This is a genomic window from Enterobacter sp. 198, assembly GCF_009025585.1.
Classification (GTDB): Bacteria; Pseudomonadota; Gammaproteobacteria; order Enterobacterales; family Enterobacteriaceae; genus Enterobacter; species Enterobacter ludwigii.
In genome coordinates, this window is sequence record NZ_WCIM01000015.1 from 1 (window position 1) to 22,800 (window position 22,800).

Annotated in this window: 22 protein-coding genes; 19 read left to right on the forward strand and 3 right to left on the reverse strand. The window is 47.0% G+C overall.

Annotated features, from left to right (window positions below):
• Positions 1 to 36: 36 nt before the first annotated feature.
• A complete protein-coding gene (locus tag F8561_RS06850; protein ID WP_012291449.1) occupies positions 37 to 1,275 on the reverse strand; it encodes an IS110 family transposase in 1,239 nt (412 codons plus the stop codon).
• 491 nt (positions 1,276 to 1,766) lie between these two features.
• Here F8561_RS06850 and F8561_RS06855 point away from each other — a divergent pair, with 491 nt between their 5' ends.
• Both F8561_RS06855 and F8561_RS06860 read left to right on the forward strand, forming a co-directional pair.
• On the forward strand, positions 1,767 to 2,675 hold the full coding sequence (locus F8561_RS06855) for a hypothetical protein (RefSeq protein ID WP_151887269.1): 909 nt from the start codon (positions 1,767 to 1,769) through the stop codon (positions 2,673 to 2,675).
• Between the two features lies 1 nt (position 2,676).
• Entirely contained in the window at positions 2,677 to 3,483 is an 807-nt protein-coding gene (locus tag F8561_RS06860; protein WP_151887270.1) for a GIY-YIG nuclease family protein, read from the forward strand.
• 452 nt (positions 3,484 to 3,935) lie between these two features.
• On the opposite strand, the gene F8561_RS06865 is transcribed toward F8561_RS06860, so the two are convergent.
• Positions 3,936 to 4,733 (reverse strand): hypothetical protein, encoded by a 798-nt coding sequence (locus F8561_RS06865; RefSeq protein WP_151887271.1) that lies wholly within the window; start codon positions 4,731 to 4,733, stop codon positions 3,936 to 3,938.
• Between the two features lie 360 nt (positions 4,734 to 5,093).
• Between F8561_RS06865 and F8561_RS06870 the strand changes: the two genes are divergently transcribed.
• A complete protein-coding gene (locus F8561_RS06870) occupies positions 5,094 to 5,672 on the forward strand; it encodes an inovirus-type Gp2 protein (protein ID WP_151887272.1) in 579 nt (192 codons plus the stop codon).
• A gap of 107 nt (positions 5,673 to 5,779) precedes the next feature.
• The gene (locus tag F8561_RS06875) at positions 5,780 to 5,989 is read left to right on the forward strand and encodes a helix-turn-helix transcriptional regulator (protein ID WP_072420663.1); all 210 of its coding nucleotides are present in this window, start codon (positions 5,780 to 5,782) and stop codon (positions 5,987 to 5,989) included.
• A gap of 216 nt (positions 5,990 to 6,205) precedes the next feature.
• Here the strand turns inward: F8561_RS06875 and F8561_RS06880 are convergent, their stop codons facing one another.
• Positions 6,206 to 6,814, reverse strand: coding sequence for a DUF1062 domain-containing protein (locus tag F8561_RS06880; RefSeq protein ID WP_012543048.1), 609 nt, complete (start codon positions 6,812 to 6,814; stop codon positions 6,206 to 6,208).
• Positions 6,815 to 7,775: 961 nt separating this feature from the next.
• On the opposite strand from F8561_RS06880, the gene F8561_RS06885 reads away from it, so the two are divergent.
• The 15 genes from F8561_RS06885 to F8561_RS06955 all read left to right on the forward strand — a co-directional run bounded on the left by F8561_RS06885 (position 7,776) and on the right by F8561_RS06955 (position 22,563).
• Complete coding sequence (locus F8561_RS06885; protein WP_012543049.1) at positions 7,776 to 8,210, forward strand: VOC family protein; 435 nt, start codon at positions 7,776 to 7,778, stop codon at positions 8,208 to 8,210.
• A 60-nt stretch (positions 8,211 to 8,270) separates the two neighbouring features.
• Entirely contained in the window at positions 8,271 to 9,089 is an 819-nt protein-coding gene (locus tag F8561_RS06890) for a GNAT family N-acetyltransferase (protein WP_151887273.1), read from the forward strand.
• A 40-nt stretch (positions 9,090 to 9,129) separates the two neighbouring features.
• Positions 9,130 to 9,702 carry a DUF1349 domain-containing protein gene (locus F8561_RS06895; protein WP_151887315.1) on the forward strand — a complete coding sequence of 191 codons (573 nt, stop codon included), beginning with the start codon at positions 9,130 to 9,132 and terminating at the stop codon, positions 9,700 to 9,702.
• A gap of 38 nt (positions 9,703 to 9,740) precedes the next feature.
• A complete protein-coding gene (locus F8561_RS06900) occupies positions 9,741 to 10,997 on the forward strand; it encodes an MFS transporter (RefSeq protein WP_151887274.1) in 1,257 nt (418 codons plus the stop codon).
• A gap of 24 nt (positions 10,998 to 11,021) precedes the next feature.
• Positions 11,022 to 11,414: a VOC family protein gene (locus F8561_RS06905; protein WP_151887275.1), complete on the forward strand. Its 393-nt coding sequence runs from the start codon at positions 11,022 to 11,024 to the stop codon at positions 11,412 to 11,414.
• 386 nt (positions 11,415 to 11,800) lie between these two features.
• Positions 11,801 to 12,592 (forward strand): class I fructose-bisphosphate aldolase, encoded by a 792-nt coding sequence (locus tag F8561_RS06910; protein WP_000032488.1) that lies wholly within the window; start codon positions 11,801 to 11,803, stop codon positions 12,590 to 12,592.
• A 14-nt stretch (positions 12,593 to 12,606) separates the two neighbouring features.
• Entirely contained in the window at positions 12,607 to 13,158 is a 552-nt protein-coding gene (locus F8561_RS06915) for a glycerol-3-phosphate responsive antiterminator (RefSeq protein ID WP_000479583.1), read from the forward strand.
• A gap of 20 nt (positions 13,159 to 13,178) precedes the next feature.
• On the forward strand, positions 13,179 to 14,717 hold the full coding sequence (locus tag F8561_RS06920) for an FGGY-family carbohydrate kinase (protein WP_151887276.1): 1,539 nt from the start codon (positions 13,179 to 13,181) through the stop codon (positions 14,715 to 14,717).
• Between the two features lie 11 nt (positions 14,718 to 14,728).
• The gene (locus F8561_RS06925; RefSeq protein WP_108394109.1) at positions 14,729 to 15,490 is read left to right on the forward strand and encodes an SDR family NAD(P)-dependent oxidoreductase; all 762 of its coding nucleotides are present in this window, start codon (positions 14,729 to 14,731) and stop codon (positions 15,488 to 15,490) included.
• Between the two features lie 16 nt (positions 15,491 to 15,506).
• Complete coding sequence (locus F8561_RS06930; protein WP_151887277.1) at positions 15,507 to 16,502, forward strand: 2-hydroxyacid dehydrogenase; 996 nt, start codon at positions 15,507 to 15,509, stop codon at positions 16,500 to 16,502.
• 89 nt (positions 16,503 to 16,591) lie between these two features.
• Positions 16,592 to 17,854, forward strand: coding sequence for a PTS galactitol transporter subunit IIC (locus F8561_RS06935; protein ID WP_104440643.1), 1,263 nt, complete (start codon positions 16,592 to 16,594; stop codon positions 17,852 to 17,854).
• 437 nt (positions 17,855 to 18,291) lie between these two features.
• The gene (locus tag F8561_RS06940) at positions 18,292 to 19,797 is read left to right on the forward strand and encodes a BglG family transcription antiterminator (protein ID WP_151887278.1); all 1,506 of its coding nucleotides are present in this window, start codon (positions 18,292 to 18,294) and stop codon (positions 19,795 to 19,797) included.
• 1 nt (position 19,798) lies between these two features.
• Positions 19,799 to 20,272, forward strand: coding sequence for a PTS sugar transporter subunit IIA (locus tag F8561_RS06945; protein WP_032681816.1), 474 nt, complete (start codon positions 19,799 to 19,801; stop codon positions 20,270 to 20,272).
• Positions 20,273 to 20,293: 21 nt separating this feature from the next.
• Positions 20,294 to 21,700, forward strand: coding sequence for a PTS fructose transporter subunit IIC (locus F8561_RS06950; RefSeq protein WP_151887279.1), 1,407 nt, complete (start codon positions 20,294 to 20,296; stop codon positions 21,698 to 21,700).
• Between the two features lie 2 nt (positions 21,701 to 21,702).
• Positions 21,703 to 22,563, forward strand: a complete 861-nt coding sequence (locus F8561_RS06955; protein WP_040018505.1) for a ketose-bisphosphate aldolase — start codon at positions 21,703 to 21,705, stop codon at positions 22,561 to 22,563.
• Positions 22,564 to 22,800 lie beyond the last annotated feature (237 nt).

The following is a 22,800-nucleotide window of genomic DNA, read 5'->3' on the forward strand; positions in this document are numbered from 1 at the left end:
GTCCGCTTCACGCCCTGAGACATTCGACAAGCTTTTTTATGGCTTCAGTAAGGGCGACTTTCGCGCTTCCAGTGCCAGCAAATACTTCGCTTCATCGTACTGGGTCTTGGTCTTCCAGCAGCGGTAAATGATCCTTATCCATTTGAAGGCCAGAGCCCGGATTGCAGACTGGTGAGATTTTCCTTTTTCTCGCAGTCCCCGATAATAAAGTCTGGCCCAGTATGATGAGTTAACCGTCTTGGCAGCCCATTCAACAAAGGTTTGCCGGACGAACTTGGCACACTGCCATCGCCAGTGAACCCAGGATTTCTGGCCACTTCGTTCTGTCACCGGTGCAATACCTGCGTAGTTTTGAATTTCTTCAGCGCTGTTAAACCGGTCACGGTTATCACCAAGTGCAGCAAGCATTCGTGGTCCCAAACACGGCCCCATGCCCGGAAGTGATTTGAACAGCCCCGAATCTGGCAATGTGTCAAACAGCGTTTCGATTCGTTCGTCATAGGTTTTGATGATTTCACTCACGACTTTAATTTGTGTCGCCAGTGCTGTTGCCATCAAAGCATTAGCCTCTATAACACTCGGGTCTGTCGTCAACGGAATGGCGTTATCAATACTCACAACACGCTGCTCGGTAAGGGCCATTGCGCGGCCACCTTTGGCATTGAGAAAGTTGCGGATCGTGTCTCGCCTGGCTCGTTTTAGTTGTTGCAGACTGGGCCATCGCATAATCAGTTCACACAATAGCAAGCTACCCCGATGTGAGAACCACTCCAGGGGCTGAGGATAATACTGTTTGAGTGTGTTGATTAGCCGGTTCACAAAACGGCGCTTATCTTCAACCAACTGACGACGCTGCTCAACCAGTTGCTGGAGTAACCGGATATCGGCATTGTCGGGTTCAATGGCTTTTATCTTTTGGGGATAACGCAGCATTAACTCTAATGCCAGCTCGGCATCCTGCGGGTCATCTTTAGCACCGCTGGGCGAGAAGGCTTGCCGGTAACGAGCCAGAGACAAAGCGTGGACGGGGAAAACGGTGATAAATGGATATTTCTGAAGAGCATACACCACGGGACCTTTCTTCAGCTCAACGGCGATAGCGATCCTGCCTTTTACCTTCTGGTGTAACTCGGTAAGCCAGACATCAAGCGCTTCCGGCGTATGTTCAATCACATGGAATGTGCGTTCACCGTTTTTAAACTGAACACAGACATCGTGCTTTTTATCTGCCCAGTCCAGACCAACGTGCGCAGCAAATTGATTAGTCTCAGTCATCACCAACTCCTTTTTATCGGGGATTGGTATGCATTCCACGCTCTTCGAAAGAAATATAGCCAGCAGTTATCTGCATGCCCTGAGTATTCGTTAGCGAACGTGGAGCACCTACTGGCTCGAAAGAAAAGCGGCGATCATCGCATGATTCTCGCTCAATATTCGTAACCAGTAAGCGCATACCCTGAATCACTTCAAAGTGTAATTCTCAGGGTGCGAATGACTATATCTCGCTCACAGCGGACCTTTAGCACTTCACCTGATGCCTGCCAGCATCGCACCTCGCTTCATGTCTAACCTCTCTGTTAGCCCGGCATGGTCAGTGGCTCTGTTGACAATGGTGCCACTTTCCAATACGTTAAGCACAAGGTTAGCGCGACCCGGCAGCTCACGGCCAAAGCGGAATGCAGCGCAGACTTATCAAATCTTTTTTGGTTAAGTGTCTTTGATTCTTATGGTTCGTGAGCACATAAGACAGATTAGAGACTTAAACCATGAAACAACTCCCTACATGCGCTGAAGCAAAAGCCCACGCTAAATACCTTTCACGGTCGCTCAATATCAATCTAAGCTACGCCCGGGATGCAGTGGCATTACGCTATAACTGCCATAACTGGTCGGAACTCAGCACAGTATTTGGTCAGCTTAGCGATAAGTACATGTCGTTCTATGGCCTTGCCAGCCATGAAGAGAAGCGTGTTTTTAGCCAGCTTCTGGCACCGTATATCGCAGAATTGCAAAATGCCATTCATCCTGACCGCCATGTGCCGGAAAGCTTGATACGTAAGATCGCTGAAGGCCATATTTCCCGGGTATCCGGTAAAGTCATGTCGGCTGTAATACGTGAATGCGAGGATTTTCCTCCCACGACAGTTAAAGACATCATTGAACTGCTTGAATTTTATGATGAAACGGTCAGCCGGGTATTAGCAGGACATCACAAACAGATCCCGACCAATAATCCCTGGCTGGAACCTTGGGTATTTGGTGTGCGCTTTTATGCCTATTACCACTTTAATGGCAAGCAGGTCACCATCTTAAGCCGTGAGTGGGATTTAGATATTCATGATGCCTACCTGCCACATGCCTGTGACAGAGTATTTTCACGCCCATGGTTTCAGGACTATATGATCGGCTATCTGGCCTACCTCGTGAAGCAATTTATCGGATTGGGTTACGACGGTACCGTTAAGATTTGTTGCATTAATAATTATAGCGCGCTGGATTACCATCAGAAAAAAGCAGCCCCCAACGGTCGTGTGGGGCTCAATCACTTATACAGAGAGTTACTTAATCGCGGGGGAGAAGAAAAGTGGTCGTTTAGTCAAAATGGTCATAAACATGATTTTGGTATCGAGCTCCCGTTTGCCGCATTGACCTCATTGAATAAAGGAAGAAAATGAGATGAACAAAGCCGGGAAAATAGCGTATTCATGGCTAAAGGCACAGAGCGATAGCGAAAAAATTCGATTTATTGCACAAGCGCTGGGGAGTATCGAATATCAGGCGTTTATAAAAAAACATCAGCCTGAAAAGCAGCATGCCCACAATCTACCTTTAAGTTTTTTGAAATGGTATTTGCCTCAGAAACTAGTGGCCTCCTATCAGGGCAAGGAGATCGGCCTGAGAAGTGTACCGGAGACGGTTGGCGATAAGCTGGAAATTCGGCATACCTGGATGCCAACAGGACAGTTTGCTCCTTCGCGTCATGGATCTTACATACCACTGGGAACCCACGTTGCTTGTACTGCTCTGATGCAACCCTTTTTGCAAAAACAGCAGGAAAAATGTGTGGAGCAGGCCTGGCAGGCAGCACTTCCCCTGCTTCTGTCACCTGACATCAGTAATAACAATGAATTCACCGCTCCATGGCTTGATTACGAGCCCTATCTCAATGGTGAAACGGATGTGTACTTTTTACTGGATGAACCTCAGGAAAGAGTCAAGATTGGAATATCAGGTAATCTCAGGCAACGCGTGGATACCTTGAAGCAACAACATAATACCAGCCTGAGTCTTATCTCCATAATACCCGCAGGGGGTATTGAGACAGAATCCGCATTACATCTTTTCTTTAAAAAATACAGGTTGGATCAGAAGGGACTTGGTCGAGAGTGGTTTTCTTACACGGATGAATTATGCGAATTTATCAATACCCTGAACACCTATGCAATCAGGAGCCACTGTCTAAGAGCTTACGGCATTATCTGACATAAGATCGTATCTTTAGGACCCGTGGCGCTACGCACCTACAGGTGTGAAAAATCGATTATTTAACCCCAGTGCCGTATGTAACCATTAAGCCAATACAGGTCTGACAGAGCCAGTCAACAACGTGACAGAATGAACGCTACAAGCCATCTGTCTTGGCAAGAGAAATTATATCTTCTTCGGGAGCGACACGATGGTGAGTACAACGAAAACCTATCTTTTTACGCCACATCTAGATCGCACCAACTGCCTTTACGCACTGGTACGTATCAGATGTGAAGACCTATGTCCCGGAACTTCTGGTTCATGTTAGACAGAGCGTCTACATTGTAGCGTGATATATTCTTTGTCACTTTGCTGACTCTCATCCGCACTTGGTAAATAAACCAAAATGAGGCTAAGGTAGCCGCTGAATAGACAAAATAATGACCTAGAGGGAACAAGAATCAACGTTACTTTTTGCCATGGTAGACCACTGTGATGTTGTCTGGTTTTCTTAACGTCGGGACCATAGCAGGGTCAATCAGGTACACAGGGACTATCACGGCATTTTTCCCACTAACCAAGATTGGCACCCAGCAGTGAACACGTGGGTCTCCTGTCGTCTCCGGAATACCACTTGTACCGTATGCCATAAGATCAACCACATTGATAAAAAGCGCCTTACCTATATCAAAGAAAAACTCGTTAAAAACCACATCTTTTGCAAGCAAGATTACAGCGTCACCTGCCGCCAGTTTTACTGGCGATGAAGAGTGTTCAGAGGTTTCTACATCAGCAAAAACAATCCTTTCGGTATAGATAAAACAAGCATAGCGGGCATCCTGTTCTGACCTTTCCAGGAGCGACTGACAGAACTCTTTGATATGTCGATTTTCGACCCTGCCAACTGCATTATCCCGGCGGTGGTGTCGCTTATGTTCGCGGACATGCGCCTTGCCATTAACGCTGTCAAAGTCATACACTTTTCCAACCTGAAGCTTGCTCTCCCAGATCTCCATACAATACTTTTCAGCAGCTACAACATTTCTTCGGCGAGGCAAATCCTGCTGATAGACACCAGACAGTAGCCGGGCCTTAAGTTCGTCCGCAAGCTGATAATAGCGATTAATATCTTTCAGTACCGGAACGGTAGCATCCAACAATATGGAAATAACCTGTGATCGTGAGATCTTCTGTTTTTTGCTGTATTCATCCACAACACGCAAAGTCTCAGAATTGGTTACATTGAAAGTGATTCGTTCTGACATGCCTCAACTCCTGTTAAGCACTTTATCAAAATTGCATAATAATTAACATTAATTTCTTAATTATCAATACCTTTGTTTATTTTAAACTGTTGATTCATGGTAACATATCCCTACGTAAAATACCGGGTATAATTTTGTCAGGACAGGCAGAATAACAAGAATGAACATTTGGGTTTTTAGTATAATTAAGGGGCACTTCCTGTTTCTATACCACTTTGTTCACAGCGCCCTCACCCAACAAGCAACTCTGCCTGTATTCCCCCTGGATACATAGTTCCCTGTTTCTGCCGTATCCCCGCTTCTCTTAAAAATTACATTTCATCCCAATCCTTTGTACTCCACCTGACAAAGGATAAATCAATGCACACACCTTACCCCTTTAATCCTAGATACACGATGAACTGGTTTCTACTGTCTCTAATCAACGACCACCTGAATCAGCTACTGAACCGATACTCCCGAATACAGGCACTCAGACTCGACCTGTTCTATCAGAAAGGTACAGAGCGCTATAAACGTCATTCCTGGAATGAAACAGAGCGAGAGGTGCGCATGCTGGTTGAACGCACCCTGCAGCACACAAATCTGACAGGGTATTTCTGGGTACTCGAGAACTCTGTAGACCACGGGTGCCATGCCCATATCGTGTTCTATCTCGACAGGCACCTTAACCAGGCCACCTACCCAATAGCTGAGAGAGTAGGAACAATATGGCGGGAAATAACGCAACGAGAAGGCTATTACAACCGCTGCGAATACAAGTCCACTTATGACGTCAGTATTGATAAGCCAGTGAACTACGATGATACCGAAGCCATCGATAACCTGCGCTACATCATCAGCTACCTTGCCAAAGAAGAGCAAAAGTACGGTCACTATCACTACGGAGCCAGTGAGGTACCGCCGCCCAGCGGACTGGGGCGTCCTCGCACGCTGTAACTCACGTTCTGCACTTTTTAACGTATCAATCCATTGATGTGGAAGGGCTGGTAGTAACGAGCAATCAACCACCAGCTCAGGATAATCCCACAATGGAAGACAGCATTATGACAGAACAAATTTCTTTGCTTGATGACCAACTGGTGGATATGCGGTTCATCACTAAGCTTACAGGGCTGACGGACAAGTGGTTTTACAAGCTGATAAAAGACGGCCAGTTCCCGAAGCCAATTAAGCTGGGCCGCAGCTCCCGCTGGAAGCAAAGTGAAGTCGAATTATGGTTACAGCAACGGATTGCCGATTCACGCGGTCATTGATACAACCCATTCAATTAAGCTACACCTTTCCCGATATCCCAATCCTTAAAGCACCATTAGACTCGGCACAATTCAAGCGATATCGTTTATCACCCTATTAACTAAAGTTCTCAATTCTGAAGCTGAAAAACTGAAGCTCCCCTATCCCCGGCCTATCTGGCATTATGTTGAACCGCTGCCACACGGGCGTTTATTACCTCAGGGGAGCTTAATATTTTAACGATGCGTCAGAACAATCCTGCGCCTGGCATATAACGTTTCCGCAGACAGCTGGAATTCATATTCCGCTGCCTTTAGCTTTCTCGATTTAAGCATCTTCATCGTAACGCCGCTGATCTGCCCTGACTCCAACCCTCTCAGAATTTCACCAGCGCTCAGCATGAGCTGTTGCTTCAAAATCGACAGCAGACTTACCTGAAATGAACGGGAGATCCTGACACTAACGCGAACCCGCTGGTGGGCGGTGATGCTTAACGGCCAGCGCTCCTGAACGGTAAAATCAGGCCGACCCGATAGCTCGGCGTTGTTCCGCTTCAGCGTCGCGATATCACAGGCAAAATGTTGAACCGTGGCGGCATCGTTTGTCATTAGCCGATGATAAAGCTGGCGGTCAATTTTGCTGACGTGCAGACGCGAAAACAGGGAGATATTCCAGGTGTAATCACAGTGTGTGCATTTATAGATACTCCACACGTCCAGCACCTTCTTTTGCGAATTAACCCGAAATGCACCTGACGGCGTGAAGTCCCGTTTAATGTTGCATGAAGGGCATCGTTTCGCGATGCGCTGATACCCCACAGGCGTGACGGTCCATGTAACTTTCATAACGTACCTTTTTTAACCCATACAAAATCGGATCCGTACTGAACGGACCATAAATTTTTATGTATGAAAAATATTTAAGAGATATTTTTCAGCAGGTTAAAAAAAGATTTCCAACGTTACATTCCTGTAGATGTTCAACGAGATAAGTCGAGGTTATCAAAATGGCGCTTTTTAGGTAAATGAGTTCAATCAATATTTATGGTGGTTAATCACGCTACTTAACCCCCCGGGAATCCCCCGCCTAGGATGTAATTGCATTGATGGCTAATCAGAAGCAATTATCTCTCCAGTTCTCATGAGCGCCTATCAATTAGCAGTACTGGATAGTCCCACCTTGTTTATTATTTGAGTGCGTATTATTCGGAAGGCATTATTTAAATAAACGCTAAACAACGATTTATTTATTATGGATATACTGATTTTATCCGTTAACCTGTTCTGGCTAACAAACGAACAGTTATACAGGAGGAAACTGTCAACCCGGAAGGAAAACGGTTAGCCACTTGTGGCTTGTTTTTACCGTTACGTTAGCACCAGGGCAACTAACCTTGCTCACAAGTGCCTTGTTTGTGGAATGATTCTTTTTCATTGTTTAGCAGCCTGTGCAGGCGGCTCTTTTTAAGGAGGCAGCATGCCACTCAATAAAATGAAGCGTCATGCCATACTCCACACGCTCTCTATACCTGAACGTAAACTACGCCCCGTAAAATGGCTTGCTCTTATCTCATCCCTGCTCGTTATATTACAACTGGCAATTGAGAGCCTGGTCATAAGCGAATAACGGAATAGCAATTCCTGTACAAAGACCAATTCTGGAATGATTTTCTGATATCTGTCGGGTTCAGAGCACAAAACTTAATGTATTTTTTTTCCAACAACACAATCATTACGTAGAGTTGTGCCTCTGTTGAGTTTCACAGGTAAAGACCTGACTGACAGAATCTGAATAAGGAAATGAACCATGGATAACTATACGCTGCATCGTGGCAGACTTATCGACCATATCCAGCTCGTGGTAAACAACTTTGCCGCAAGCAAAGCGTTTTACACTGCTGTTCTGGCGGAACTTACGATCCCCATGGTTATTACCGATGACGATTATATCTGGGCTGACGAACTGGTCATTTCGTCGGTAAAAAGTTCGGAGTCTGGCGGAGTGCCTACAGGACGGCACCATCTGGCCTTTCAGGCCGCAGACCGTGAATCGGTGAACGCGTTTTACCACGCAGCACTAAATCATGGCGGACGTGATAACGGCGCACCTGCCGAACGAACCTATCATCCCGGATACTATGCCGCTTTTGTTCTGGATCCGGACGGTAACAACATCGAAGCTGTTTACCATGGTGAGGGCGATCGCAGTGCCCGCTCTGTAGAAATCAGCTTCACTGTCTGAGAAAACAGGGAGCATATTTTCCCCTGTAGCTCCCGGTAACCGCAATGGAGAGCTTTATCTATGACCGTTATTCCGGTATCAGCCCTTGAATGCAGCATTACTGAGCTGTGCCGTATTCTTGCAGACAGCTTTAATGAATCATTGACACCGTTTGCGTTGCCACCGGAAATGTTTGCCTCACGTTTCATTTCAGAAGGACTCAGCCTTGAAGACTCGTTTGTCTGGCTGGTCAATGATAACCCGGCGGCAATAGCCATCGTAACCCGCAGAATGGACAAAGCGCGTCTGGCAGCATTTGGTGTGTTGCCTGAGTACCGGAGCCAGGGACTGGCAAAACAGATGCTTACTCCTCTGTTTACCTCCTTAAAAGAGAAAAAGTTATCCAGCGTGAGGCTGGAAGTGATGCGCGAAAATACCGGGGCAATCGCTCTCTATCACGCGCTCGGTTTTCAGGTTCGCCGACATCTGTGCAAATACCGGGGAGATCCACAGTCTCGTCCGGAAATACCTTCAGGGGATATGGAATCCAAGACTGCTGATGACTTCCTGCGTACCGTCTGGTCTGCACCAGATGATGATCTTCCCTGGCTGGCCAGTCCCCTGCAGCTCTTGTCTATTCCCTGCGACATCCTCAGGGATAACGAACATGCATGGTGTGCTGTCGCGGAGTTCATGGGACAACCTCAGCTCCGCTGTTTGTTTGTGGAACCGGTGTATCGTTACCAGGGACGGGCTAAAAGAATGCTTCAGAAAATGAATGCCAAATGGCCTGGCATAGGTACATCAGCCGCGATCCCAGAAACGCTGGCACCATTATTTACTGCGGCGGGTTATCAGGCTGAACCGTTATGCCAGTTTGAAATGGAACTGACATTTTAAACTATCGTTATGCTGCGTTCCGCATGACAGGAGAACAATGATGAGTTGCAGGTTTGAATGGATCAATGAGCCCGCCGTATGGTGCTACGAAAATAACGCCCTGTCGGTAATCACAGATGAGCATACTGATTTCTGGTGCCGTACCTGGTACGGGTTTGAGCGTTTTACCGGCCACATCTACGCTACTGATGTAACGGGTGATTTTACTTTTCAGGTCAGGATCCGCGCAAACTTCACCACACTCTATGACCAGGCCGGAATTATGATGCTCTCTGACGAACAGCACTGGCTCAAAGCTGGCATCGAATTTAACGATGGAGCACCTGCAATCGGGAGTGTACTCACGATGAGAAATTCCGACTGGGCTACAGGACTCTTTCCTGGAGATCCGAAGGAATTCTGGCTGCGTCTGACCCGTAAAAAAGATGTGTTACGACTGCAGTACTCCTCAGATGGACAGCACTGGCCATTACTTCGCTTATGCCATTTCCCTACGGGCCCTGTAAAAACGGGCATCATGTGTTGTACACCTCAGCGCAAGGGGTTGGAGGTAGAATTTCTTGATCTCAGACTGACTCCTGCGATGGATAAGGAACTGCACGATCTAAGTTGATAATAACCATTCAATAATAAAAAACGGAGAACCCGTTTATGAAGCCATTCTCGGGACGCCTTGGCAGGTATGGCAGCGTGCTATTATTTCCACTGGCGATGATCATCTACGATTTTTCAGCCTACCTGACAACGGACCTTATTCAGCCGGGCGTCATTAACATTATGAATGAGTTACAGGCGGATGTTACGCTGGCTCCAGCATCAGTCAGTTTGTATATGGCAGGCGGACTGGCGCTCCAGTGGCTCCTGGGTCCTCTCTCCGACCGGATTGGTCGCCGCCCCGTCCTGCTCACTGGTGCAATGATCTTTGCCCTGGCATGCCTGAGCATGCTGTTTGTCACCTCGATCAAACAGTACTTTATTGCCCGTTTTATACAGGGAACCAGTATCTGCTTCATCTCTACCGTTGGTTATGTATCAATACAGGAGGCCTTTGATGAAAAGGATTCCATCAGGATCATGGCTGCGCTGACCTCTATTGTTCTGCTCGCCCCAGTTATCGGGCCGGTGGCCGGCGCTGCGCTGATGGCGTTCATTCACTGGAAACTGCTCTTTGCCATCATCGGTGTGTTTGGTCTGGTAGCATGGTTCTTACTACTGTTCAAAATGCCGGAAACAGTTATATCTCAGGGAAGAGAATTCAAACCGGGTGAAGTGCTGTCAGATTTCATCGCGGCATTTCGCCATCCAGTGGTGCTGACCGGCTCACTGGCAGTCGCTTTTGGTAACCTGCCAATCATCACCTGGGTGGCACTCTCCCCCGTGATCCTGATTGAGCACGGGGGTATGTCTCCCGGTACCTATGCCTGGACACAGGTGCCCGTGTTTAGTGGGATCATTATCGCCAGTGCGATCGTAGCGAATTTTATCAAAGACCCGACTTCACCGCGTTTTATCTGGGGTACTGTCCCGATACAGTTTGCTGGCTTGCTGGCTTTGCTGGCCGGCAACCTGCTATGGCCACACGTCTGGCTATGGTCAGTAGTGGGAACGAGCTTTTATGCCCTGGGTATTGGACTGCTCTATCCGGTGCTGTTTCGCTTCACGCTCTTTTCTCATAACCTGCCAAAAGGCACCGCTTCTGCCACGCTGAATATTCTGGCGCTCAGCATAATTGCCCTTAGTATTGAAATAACACGCTGGGTTTACTTCCATGCCGGCGGCAGGATTGCTTTCCACGGTGCAGCGCTGCTGGCCGGTATAGGCGTAATCATATCAGTTGCCCGCCTGCTTATACTGCGTGGACAGCATCAGAGCCAGTCAGTATCACCGGCTGGCTGTCAGGAGCAATAATACAAAAGAGATTAAGGAGTATTTATGTTTTCTTACGTGATGCTGGGTACTAACGATCTACAGAGAGCTATAAGGTTCTACGATCCCCTGATGGAATTGCTTGGACATCCAAAGGCAGGCCGTAATGAAGAGGGCGCGTCCTGGGGGACGTTCAGCGATAACCATACCATCGGACTCTGCGTTGGCATGCCCTTTGATCGGCAGCCCGCCGGGGTTGGTAATGGCACGATGGTGGCGCTGAACGCCCGCTCTGTTCAACATATCAGACAGTTGCATGCGCTTGCCCTAAGTCTGGGAGGCGTGGATGAAGGTGCGCCGGATCACAGGCCGCAGTACGGACAAGGATTCCATAGTGCTTATGTACGCGATCCGGATGGCAATAAGCTGGCGTTTGTATTCTACGATTTGGTGGAATAAAGGATGTGGTATCAAAAGCCTTCCGGGCTAAATAACTCATCCGTCAGAAAATTTTCGACGAGATAGTTTAGTTGTTTTATTTCAACTGGTTGCATTTAATCGGAGCATCGTTAATTCTTACAGGATTTAAAATTGACGTGATCAGCTTCTCAGTTTTGGTACTCAAGCTAGACAAGCTAATCCTGAGCATGTTAGTTATTTAAGCACGCAAGAGAACGGATTTAAATATAAAAAAGTTTAAATCCCTCTCAAATTGCAAAACAAATTAACTGATAATGATTTAGATTCCTAAACCATTATTACAAGGGTATGTGAATAGAAAGCCCTCAGAGACATGAGTCTCTGAGGGCTTTTTTTGTTTTTTTATCTTGCTAAGGAGTAAATAAATGTCTAAAGAACGCCGTCTCTCAAAGATTTTTGCAAAAGATGGTAAATCAGTGACATTAGCGCTGGATGGTTACTATTTTTCCACGAAAACAAATGGTATTGATAATACGATTAACCAACTGCCTGCATTGGTGGAACAAGGGCTGGATTGTGCGTTGGTCACGTACGGTATGCTGAAAAATTTTCGTGAGCCATTAAATTCTGTCCCTGTTGTATTACGCGTCGATAGTACAGTCAGTATTTTTGATAATACCGTTCCCGATACTACCCCGATGTTTACCGTTGAAGATGCGTTGAAAGTCGGCGCTGAAGGTGTCGTCTGCATGACCTTCCCGGGTGCTTTCAACGAAGAAAAAACGCACATCATGGCAATGCAACTGGCACAAGCCGCAGACCGCTGGAACGTTCCGCTGATTGTCGAATCACTTCCATATGGCTACCCCGTGACCAGCGACGACTCGAACAACCCGGCGATTATCGCCGCCTCGGCTCGAGCCGCAGTGGAGCTGGGGGCCGATGTCATCAAAACACGTTTTACAGGTACAGCGGAAGACCGCTTGATCGTCGAAGCGGCAGGCGTTCCCGTCCTTGCACTTGGTGGCCCAAAAACCGGCATTGATGGTTACTTCAGGTTTGTTCAGCACTGTATGCAGGTTGGGGCTAAAGGGGTGGCAGTGGGTCGAAATATCACTCAGGACCCGCGACCAGACAGAGTGGTCGCAGGCCTGAATGCTATCGTCCACGAAAATGCCTCTGCGGAAGAAGCATACAGCCTCTATATGGCTAAATAACATCGGATACTAATATGTTTTTAAATAACACCATCATTCCTTCAGTTAGAAAGTATAAACATTTTGACAAGGCATTATCCTGTGCATCGGAATATGTTCTGTTGTCAGAGGCCAATATCGGCAATCTGCAATCACTGATAGGCAAATGTCATCAAAGTGGTAAGAAGGTTTTGGTCCATCTGGAGTTACTCGGCGGGTTTAAACCCGATCAGGCTGGGATCAATCTACTGAAAAGTTATTATAAAGTTGATGGTGTTATTTCTTCCAATCTCTCCGCCCTGCGCTATGCAAAAAAAGAGGGGTTATTGACTATTTTTCGGGTGTTACTTATCGATTCTCGATCGCTGGATCAGTCTATCGATATCGTTAAACATAACCCGCCGGATGCAATAGAAATCTTACCTGCTGAATATGCCTGCCAGTGTCTGGAATTGATTAGCCGAAATTTGAATGGCTTTGACGTGATATTCATCGCCGGAGGCTTTGTAAAGCGGAAATACCTTGTAGATAAAATATTCCATGCCGGGTTTAAAGGAATAACCACCAGCGAGCCGGGTTTATGGTAACCAATAAGGAGTCCACGGTAATGAAAGATGAATATGTAATGGGTATCGACAATGGCGGGACAGTCACTAAGGCGGCTATCTACGATCGCAACGGCAGCGTGGTTTCTATCGCGTCAAAATCCACCCAGATGCTGACACCCAGGGAATTTCATACCGAACGCGATATTACCGAACTGTGGGCGGCTAACATCGAGGTCATCAAAAAAGCGATTGAGCAATCAGGGATCGACGCCAGTCAAATCAAAGGAATCGCCGTCACCGGACATGGGAACGGTTTGTATCTGGTAGATGAAGCTGGCAACCCGGCCCGCAACGGCATTATCTCAACCGACAGTCGGGCAAAAGAGTACGTGGAAAAGTGGCAAAACTCACCCGAGTTTCTGACCGACATCCTGCCTAAAACCATGCAGTCAATCTGGACCGGACAACCCATCGCTCTGCTGGCATGGCTGAAGGATAACGAGCCGGAGGTGCTGCAGAAAGCACATACCATTTTTATGGTAAAAGACCTGATCCGCTTCTACCTGACCGGAGAGGCTTATCTTGAGCTTACTGACATATCCGGGACCAACCTGATTAACGTACGTGACCGCAAGTATGACGATGAGCTACTGGCATGGTGGGGGCTTGCTGACCTGCGCGCGAAATTGCCACCCGTCAAACTGTCCACGGACTGCTGCGGTCGGATAACCGATGAAGTCGCCCGTCAAACAGGCTTGTGCGCGGGCACGCCCGTCTCTGGCGGCGTGTTCGATATTTCCGCCTCGTCTGTCGCCTCCGGGATCAATACCCTCAATAAGCTGGCTATTATCACCGGAACCTGGAGCATCAATGAATATGTGACTGACCATCCGGTTATCGATAAAGATCTGTTTATGACTTCGATTTACCCGATCGACGGTAAATGGCTGATAACCGAAGCCAGCCCTACGTCTGCTAGTAATCTTGAATGGTTTATCAATAATTTCATGGAGAACGACCGGGAAACTGCTGCTGCTCAGGGCTCTTCCGTCTATGAGTTGTGCAATACCTTGGTCTTATCCACGACGCCAGAAGAGAGCCATCTGCTGTTCTTTCCTTTCGTATTTGGCTCTAACACCATTCCCGATGCCTCAGCAGGCTTTATTGGGGTGAACAGTTTCCATAAAAAAGCGCATTTCCTGCGCGCGATTTACGAAGGTGTGGCGTTCAGCCATCTCTATCACACCGAGCGTTTACGGAACATCAATCCGGATTTGAGTCGGACCATCCGAATTGCTGGCGGAGTCACCAACTCTCCAGTCTGGTTACAGGTCTTTGCCGATATCTTCCAGTGCACGCTTGAGATTGTCGATGTCAAAGAGCACGGCACACTAGGTACCGCAATGACAGCCGCTGTAATGATTGGCTGGTTTGATGATGTCTTTGCCGCGTCCAATGAAATGGTGCGCGTCGCGCGTACCGTGACACCGAATCCGGCCCATCAGCAAGTGTACCAGGACAAATATCAGCTCTACAAAAACCTGTTATCTGAAATGCAGTCCCCATGGAAAAGCTGCAGTAACTACATCACGCATTAAGTGAGGAATGAATGGATCTAAATCTGAAACACCGCACAGCTATCGTCACCGGTGGTGCGACGGGACTTGGCCGGGAGTTTGTCCTTTCCCTGGCTAAAGAAGGCGTCAATATCTGTTTCACGTACATGCGTGATGAAGAGTGCCCGGAGCTACTGATTGAACAGGTGAAATCCACCGCTGGCGTCAAAATTATTGCGGTGAAAACCGATCTTGCCGATGAGAAAAGCCGGGAGCGTCTCTTTGCGGCCTGCATTGAGGAAATGGGAAAGGCTGACATTCTGGTCAATAACGCCGGTATCTGGCTCAGTGGTTACGTCACCGCGATAACCCCGCAGGACTGGGATTTGGTAATGAACGTGAACCTGAAAGCGGTATTCCATTTAAGCCAGCTGTTTGTGAACCACTGCCTGCAACAAGATCAGGCAGGCAGCATTTTGAATATTACCTCACAGGCCGCGTTCCATGGTTCCACAACCGGCCATGCCCATTATGCAGCGAGTAAAGCGGGCCTGGTGGCTTTCTCTATCTCGCTGGCAAGGGAAGTAGCAAAACAGAAAATCAACGTGAACAACATCGCCGTCGGGATTATGGACACCGCGATGATCCGTAAAAATATTGAACAGGACCCAGCCTATTACGTCAGCCGGATTCCAGTAGGTCGGGTGGCTCAGCCAAATGAAATTGCCGACATCGGGGTCTTCATGGTTTCTCCTAAAACCAGCTATATGACGGGAGCAACTCTGGATGTCACCGGCGGTATGTTGATGCGTTAATCTATGGAGAATCACTATGAAATGTCTGGCGATAGCCGATCTTTTTATCAACAAAGCGATGATGGATGCAGGTCTTAACGCGCTCAGGGATAAAGGTATCGACGTTGAAGTTCGTGAATGGTCACATGAATCAGTCGAAAAATTGCAGGAGGATAATCTGCGGGTCGAGCAGGAAGGCGCAGAAGCGGTCGCGTTACCCGCAGCCTTACTCCAGGATGCTGACGACGTTGAAATCCTGATAACCCAGTTTGCCCCGGTCAATACAGCGGTACTGGATAAACTGCCAAAGCTCAAATACATTGGTGTATTGCGAGGGGGCGTTGAAAACGTAAACCAGCAGGTCGCACTGGCCCGAGGAATTGAGGTAATGAACACGCCGGGGCGCAATGCCCGCAGCGTGGCGGAGTTTACGGTCGGGATGATGCTGGCTGAAATGCGCAATATTGCCCGTTCTCATGACGCATTACGCGATAAGTTCTGGCGTAAAGACAGCCCTAATCATCAGGCTATTCCTGAGCTTGGCGGTAAGGTTGTCGGTCTGGTTGGCCTGGGCCATATCGCCCAACTGGTCGCGGGCTTTCTTAGCAGCTTTGGCACAGAAATTATCTTTTATGATAAGTACGTATCGGGCCACGAACGCTATGAGAAAGTCGATACTCTCGACGAACTGGTAACGCGGGCTGACGTTGTATCACTCCATGCACGTATGACGCCGGAAACCGAAAACCTGATCAATGCGCATCATTTCGGGTTAATGAAAAGCAGCGCCATTATTGTTAACACTGCGCGCTCCGGGTTAATCAATGAACGCGATCTGATTGACGCTCTACAGGCCGGGAAAATTATGGGAGCGGCGCTGGATACTTTCGACGATGAGCCGTTACCTGATGACAGCGCTTTTTATTTGCTGAATAACGTCACCATCACCCCGCATATTGCGGGAAGTACTCTCGACGCCTTCAGCAATTCACCCAAACTATTTGCTGAGATCTTGCTGAAGAAACTCAGTTAAATATTAAAAAAGACCTTTAAGGTTTTTATACAGCCCATTGGGCACGGGTTCGCTCGCGCCCAATTCGGCCGCCTTTTTAAGGAATTATTATGGATATTATCAACAGCATTATTAGTCTGGGGGCATCAGTAATGATGCCAGTAATATTCTTTATCATAGCACTTTGCTTTGGGGTAAAAATTGGCACGGCATTTAAAGCCGGGATGCTGGTCGGTATTGGGTTTGAAGGCGTCGGTCTGGTGATTGGTCTGCTGCTGACGAACATTGGCCCGGCGTCTCAGGCAATGGTCGAGCGCATCGGCCTGCAGCTGAATGTCGTCGACACCGGGTGGCCGACCGCTTCAACGATTGGCTGGGGCTCTCCGCTGATGCTGCCTGTCGTGGTCGGTTTTATTGTCATCAATCTGGCCATGCTACTGCTCAAATTAACCAAAACGGTGAATATCGATATCTTCAACTACTGGATATTCCTGATCATGGGCTCGGTCGTGTATGCCGGAACCGGTAACTACTGGCTTTCTGTTGGCATAACATTTGGTATTTTTGTCTTAACGTTACTGGCAGCAGATTTAACCGCCCCGTATTTACAAAAAAATTATAATCTAAAAGGGATTTCTTTCCCTCACCTTACCTGTATAGCCTACGTCCCCTTTGGCATAGCCTGTAATTACATTATTGATAAGATTCCGCTTATCAATAAAATTAATTTTGATCCGGAAAGCATTAATAAAAAGTTCGGTGTATTTGGTGAGCCGTTAACGCTGGGTTTCGTACTGGGATTGCTGCTGGCATTCCTTGCCGGGTATGACGTTTCGGCTGCCGTTTCGCTGGCAATCAAGGTCTCCGCGGCGATGCTGCTGTTGCCAAAAATGATTGAAATACTGGTGCAGGGATTGCTTATCGTCCGTGATGCCGCAGAAGCAAAATTGAAGGCCAAATTCCCTGACCGTGACTTTTATATCGGCATGGATACCGCGTTATTGATTGGCGAACCTTCAGTCCTAGCCACCGGACTGCTGTTGATCCCGATGGCCGTAGTGCTGTCTATCATTCTGCCCGGTAACCGCGTTCTGCCATTTGTCGACCTCGCTTCATTGATGTTCCTGCTGGCGATGGTCACACCATTCTGTAAACGCAATATGTTCCGCATGTTCATTAGCGGCACGCTGATCGTCAGCTGCATTTTGTACGTCGGAACGGACATTTCTAAGGAATACACTCAGGCGGCGGTTAACTCCAGCATTCCGGTTCCGGAGGGGATGTCTGAAATTACCAATATTGTCGGGGGGGCGACCACACCAGTTGGCTGGCTGGCTGTGAAGTTTGGGGAGTTTTTCAGTACAGCGCCTTAATCCAGAGTCACAACACAAACAGAGGGTAATCCCCTGCCCTCTGTTTCCTTTTACCATTACAGAAAAACCTTCAACTGAATGACATATCAGCCAGAGTATTTTTTAGAAATACATTATTTCAAAATGCAAATCCTGCTATGCCATTTTCTGTATATGACTCATTTAACTTCGTCTCCAAATTGTGTTTTTTTTGAAAATAGAATTAACATCAAGCTCACGCTATTAATATACCCATCCATTAAACCAGTTAACCACCCTATTCTTTTCTCTTAGGGACATTAACTTACAAATGACCGCGTATAATCACGCCTTTCCCGAATAACGTGCTGTTCATTGTGATGGTATACATGCGTTCATTACATGGTATTTCCTTCAATTATGAGAGTCGTTATAACTAACATCATTGAAGCGCCAACATTTCTTCGAAGGAGTGGATAATGAAAGTGCTGAGCAAAAGACAAATATTACTGGTAAATCGATTAGCTCAGGAAGATGGCTGGCTAAGCACGGCTCAGGCCGCGAAAATCCTTCATATCTCAGTGAGCACCCTCAGAAGAGATGTTGATGCTATCAACGACTTTTTCGCTGATAAAGGCAATCACATACTCTGCAGACCTGGCCTGGGCATGAGGCTGGATGCAAGTGAAATAGTGTCTTTGCCAGTCACATCTCCAGACGAACATGTTGCTAATATATTAAAAAGCAAAAGACTCATTGGCATCATCACTGATTTGCTGACGCACTCACCCACGCCATTATCCATTACTTTTTTGTCAGACAAGTATTTCATCAGCCGCTCCTCAATCGTAGAGGATTTAAATAAAATTGATAAATGGCTGGGCAGTTTTTCACTGGTGATGATAAAGAATCATACGGGAACGTATGTTGAAGGGAATGACTATGATATTCGCATGGCTCTCAAGGAGATCGTAACACATAGCGTATTATGTAATTATCAGATGACCGATAGTCGAATCGACAGATTTTCTCGTGTACAACTCATAAAAGAGTTTGGTAAAGAAAACGTCGCGAACTGTATCAACCTCATCACCTTCATAGAAGATGAATTAGCATGTGCAATCAGTGAACCCTACTACACCAATCTTTTTTCACATTTACTGGTCACCATCAGACGAATGGAGAAGTGTCATCCTCATACCGATAACGAGAAGGTTCCAGTTCATGATAATAAAGAATGGAAAGTTGCAGTTAAAGCAATATCATGGCTAGAGGGAAAATATACATTTTCCTTTCCAGAGATTGAAATTAACTACATCTATCAGTATCTGATTTCATCTGGAAAAGATACGACCTTAACCAACCTTCCAGATAATGATTTTCAGGATAAAGAGGCGGTAAGTTATGCCATAAATCTGACAAGTGACATCTCTCAGTCGCTTAAATGTGATTTGATATCAGACAAAACACTGTTGAACTCTCTGGTCATGCATATTAAGCCGATGCTAAACCGACTAACTTATCGGATAATTATTCACAACCCTCTTCTTGATGAAATAAAAAAAGAACTCTCAGATGTTTTCGCTGCTGTCAGAAGCGCCACTATAAAAATAAATAACTATGATAAACACGATCCCCCTTCAGAGGATGAAGTTGCTTATTTAAGCGTTTATATTCAGGCAGCAATAGAAAAGGTTAAAGAGAACAAAAAAATTATCCTTGTCTGTTCAAGTGGAGTCGGCACATCGCAGCTTCTGTATAGCCGGATCACCAAAGCATTCCCGGACTGGGAGATTGTCGACATTGTGCCTGGAAGCAGGCTTAAAAAAACATTATCTGAAAAGAAGTGTGACTTAATCATTTCAACGGTGAGGATAGAAGAAATGATGATCCCTGTGGCATATGTATCCGCTCTTTTTTCAGCAAAAGATATTATTCGCGTGACGGAAACATTATTCACCGAACGCAACTCTCAGGAGAAATAACATGTTAGATAAAATTGTTTTAAGTGATCTATTAAGCAAAGCCTGCGTGATAACTGATATGCAGGCGAACAGTAAAATGGATGTCATTGAGCAACTGACGCAGTCGCTATGCGAAGAAGGTGTAATCGATAATAAACAAGGTTTTATCGCTGACGTGCTTGCAAGAGAAGCACTGGGGTCAACGGGTTTCGAAAATCAGATTGCTATTCCACATGGAAAATCTCAGTGGGTTAAAGAAACAAGAATTGCTGTTGCCAGGCTAAAGGAGACTGTTGACTGGGAAACCATGGATAGTTCCGATGTCAAACTGGTGATTCTGTTTGCCGTGAAAGACGTCGACAGCGGAGCGGGACACATAAAAGTGCTGGCCCGTATATCAATTGCATTAGGAGATGATGACGTCGTCGACAAATTACTTAATGCCAGCTCACAAGAGGAACTGTACCGGTTAATTCTCAGCAATACCGGGGAGTAGCATCCTTACAAGGAGAATAAAATGAAAATCATTGCAATTACCGCCTGTCCCACTGGCGTTGCACACACATACCTTGCTGAAGCAAACCTCAAAAAGAACGCCTGTAAAAAAAGCATTCCCTTACTTGTTGAAACGCATGGCGCTGTTGAAAGTGAGTATATTTTTACAGAGGATGATATCAGGCAGGCGGACGTAGTTTTAATCGCCGCCGATAAGGTTATTGATCTCTCGCGCTTTAATAATAAAAACATTATCCGCGTCTCGGTAACGCGTGCAGCGAAAGATGCTTCTGGGTTACTGGATGATATCGTTTCTGGAAAATTACAGCCTGAACGGTATCTTGCGTCAGATATTTCGGAAAAGCAGTCACAAAAAGATACGGATAAATCTCTCGTTTCCCAGATTTATATTCATCTTATTACCGGCGTTAACTTGATGATTCCGTTCGTGGTTGCCGGTGGCATTCTGATTGCCCTGAGTTTCTCATTTGGCATTACCGCTGCAACACCTGGAGATCCAAATTTCAGCCCCGTTGCAAAAATGCTTTCTGATATCGGTGGAGGTGCCGCTTTTGCACTGATGCTGCCCATTCTTTCACTTGGCATCAGTAAATCGATTAGCGGCAATATGGGTATGGTTTCCGGGGCCGTTGGCGGCATGATGGCAATACAAACGGGCTCGGGATTTCTCGGAGCACTACTGGCCGGATTCCTGGCGGGATATATCACGCTGCTGATTGTGAAATATATCAATCTCCCTAAGTCCCTGGCAGGCCTGAAGCCGATACTGATCGTCCCGTTACTGAGCGTTTTTATTACCGGTGCGTTGATGGTGTTAGTCATTGGCGAGCCCATTAAGTTTCTTCTCGACTCGCTAACCTTATTTCTTCAGAACCTCGGGAATACCAACGCAGCCATCATGGGACTTTTGATAGGCATGATGGTGGCCTTCGACATGGGCGGACCGCTGAATAAAACCGTCTGCATGTTTGCTATCGGCCTGATGTCGACAGGTATCTATGAACCGATTGCCGCCTGCATGGCTGCTGGCATGGTACCGCCGTTAGGCATTGCGCTCGCCACCACGCTGTTTGGTCGTAAGTTTACCCGTCAGGAAAGAGACACCGGCAAAGTCACCTATGTTCTTGGCCTGTCTTTTATCACGGAAGGTGCAATCCCTTACGCAGTAGCTGATCCGCTACGTGTCATCCCTGCCATTGTTGCAGGATCCGGGCTTGCAGGGGCTCTCTCTATGGCGCTGGGATGTGCATCAAGAGCCCCGCACGGTGGCGTATTTGTCATGTTTATTCCGAATGTGATCAACCATGTTGTCAGCTATATCGCTGCTATTGCTGCAGGCGCATTACTGACGGCCCTTATTCTTCGTTTTATTAAGAAAGACAGTCCTGAAACTGTACAGGAGATGTAACCATGCTTATGAATATGAAAGACGTTTTATCCATAGCTCAGCAAAATAAATTTGGCGTTGGCGCATTCAATATTGCCTCTGCCGAGTTTGCCAGGCTCGTCATTGAGGTTGCAGAAAAACTTCGTTCACCCGTCATTCTTGAAGTGCATCCTGATGAGCATGAATTTACCGGGGATGATTTTATTTACTATCTTCGCGAACTGGCGATTAAGGCAACGGTGCCCGTCGTCATCCATCTGGACCACGGGCAGACACTGGAACAGGTTATGCGGGCCATTCGCACCGGCTATACATCTGTCATGATCGACGCCTCAGCCCTTCCATTTGAGGAAAACATTGCGATCACCCGCCATATTACCGAAGTGGCCCATGCTGCGGGCGTATCTGTTGAAGCGGAACTCGGCACGATAGGTGTGGCTGAGGGCAGCAGCGAAGGCGGACACGCTGAAATCCTTTATACCGATCCACAGCAGGCTGAACAGTTTGTGAGAGAGACAGGAGTCGACACGCTAGCGGTTGCGATTGGAACCTCACACGGATTATACCCGGCAGGAAAACAGCCGAAACTGGATATCGAGAGACTGAAAGCCATTAAGCAGCGACTGAGCATTCCTCTGGTTCTGCACGGTGGTTCAGGTAACAAAGATGCTGAGGTGGCAGAATCTGTCCAGCACGGTGTCAGCAAAATCAACATTTCCAGCGATATGAAAAAAGCATTCTATATTGCACTGGAAGAAGAACTGAAATCAGGAAGTCATGAACCTAACGCTCTATACCTTAAGCCAATGGATGCAGCGAAAGAGATTGTGATCCAGAAGATGGATTTATTCTCCTCCATCGGCAAGGCGGCGCTTTACGGCTAAGAAGGCAAGGCGATTCAATAAGGGAGCCCTGACAGGCTCCCATCGGGATCACACTTTTCATCCTTGGGTATTCACTTACTAAAATCAGGTGTTATCATTCACCCCGTAAATACCTTTCAACTCAACCTGAGGCTTTGATGCTGGAGAATGTAATCATCCGATAATCAGCTCCCCGACCTTTTCAGGCCGGACTGATTATCAATGCGCCGAAATCGAATGCGGACACCGCTGTGTGTT

Coding starts and splice junctions, on each gene's coding strand:
- F8561_RS06850 (WP_012291449.1), bottom strand. CDS start 1,275: ATGACTGAGACTAATCAATTTGCTGCGCACGTTGGTCTGGACTGGGCA.
- F8561_RS06855 (WP_151887269.1), top strand. CDS start 1,767: ATGAAACAACTCCCTACATGCGCTGAAGCAAAAGCCCACGCTAAATAC.
- F8561_RS06860 (WP_151887270.1), top strand. CDS start 2,677: ATGAACAAAGCCGGGAAAATAGCGTATTCATGGCTAAAGGCACAGAGC.
- F8561_RS06865 (WP_151887271.1), bottom strand. CDS start 4,733: ATGTCAGAACGAATCACTTTCAATGTAACCAATTCTGAGACTTTGCGT.
- F8561_RS06870 (WP_151887272.1), top strand. CDS start 5,094: ATGCACACACCTTACCCCTTTAATCCTAGATACACGATGAACTGGTTT.
- F8561_RS06875 (WP_072420663.1), top strand. CDS start 5,780: ATGACAGAACAAATTTCTTTGCTTGATGACCAACTGGTGGATATGCGG.
- F8561_RS06880 (WP_012543048.1), bottom strand. CDS start 6,814: ATGAAAGTTACATGGACCGTCACGCCTGTGGGGTATCAGCGCATCGCG.
- F8561_RS06885 (WP_012543049.1), top strand. CDS start 7,776: ATGGATAACTATACGCTGCATCGTGGCAGACTTATCGACCATATCCAG.
- F8561_RS06890 (WP_151887273.1), top strand. CDS start 8,271: ATGACCGTTATTCCGGTATCAGCCCTTGAATGCAGCATTACTGAGCTG.
- F8561_RS06895 (WP_151887315.1), top strand. CDS start 9,130: ATGAGTTGCAGGTTTGAATGGATCAATGAGCCCGCCGTATGGTGCTAC.
- F8561_RS06900 (WP_151887274.1), top strand. CDS start 9,741: ATGAAGCCATTCTCGGGACGCCTTGGCAGGTATGGCAGCGTGCTATTA.
- F8561_RS06905 (WP_151887275.1), top strand. CDS start 11,022: ATGTTTTCTTACGTGATGCTGGGTACTAACGATCTACAGAGAGCTATA.
- F8561_RS06910 (WP_000032488.1), top strand. CDS start 11,801: ATGTCTAAAGAACGCCGTCTCTCAAAGATTTTTGCAAAAGATGGTAAA.
- F8561_RS06915 (WP_000479583.1), top strand. CDS start 12,607: ATGTTTTTAAATAACACCATCATTCCTTCAGTTAGAAAGTATAAACAT.
- F8561_RS06920 (WP_151887276.1), top strand. CDS start 13,179: ATGAAAGATGAATATGTAATGGGTATCGACAATGGCGGGACAGTCACT.
- F8561_RS06925 (WP_108394109.1), top strand. CDS start 14,729: ATGGATCTAAATCTGAAACACCGCACAGCTATCGTCACCGGTGGTGCG.
- F8561_RS06930 (WP_151887277.1), top strand. CDS start 15,507: ATGAAATGTCTGGCGATAGCCGATCTTTTTATCAACAAAGCGATGATG.
- F8561_RS06935 (WP_104440643.1), top strand. CDS start 16,592: ATGGATATTATCAACAGCATTATTAGTCTGGGGGCATCAGTAATGATG.
- F8561_RS06940 (WP_151887278.1), top strand. CDS start 18,292: ATGAAAGTGCTGAGCAAAAGACAAATATTACTGGTAAATCGATTAGCT.
- F8561_RS06945 (WP_032681816.1), top strand. CDS start 19,799: ATGTTAGATAAAATTGTTTTAAGTGATCTATTAAGCAAAGCCTGCGTG.
- F8561_RS06950 (WP_151887279.1), top strand. CDS start 20,294: ATGAAAATCATTGCAATTACCGCCTGTCCCACTGGCGTTGCACACACA.
- F8561_RS06955 (WP_040018505.1), top strand. CDS start 21,703: ATGCTTATGAATATGAAAGACGTTTTATCCATAGCTCAGCAAAATAAA.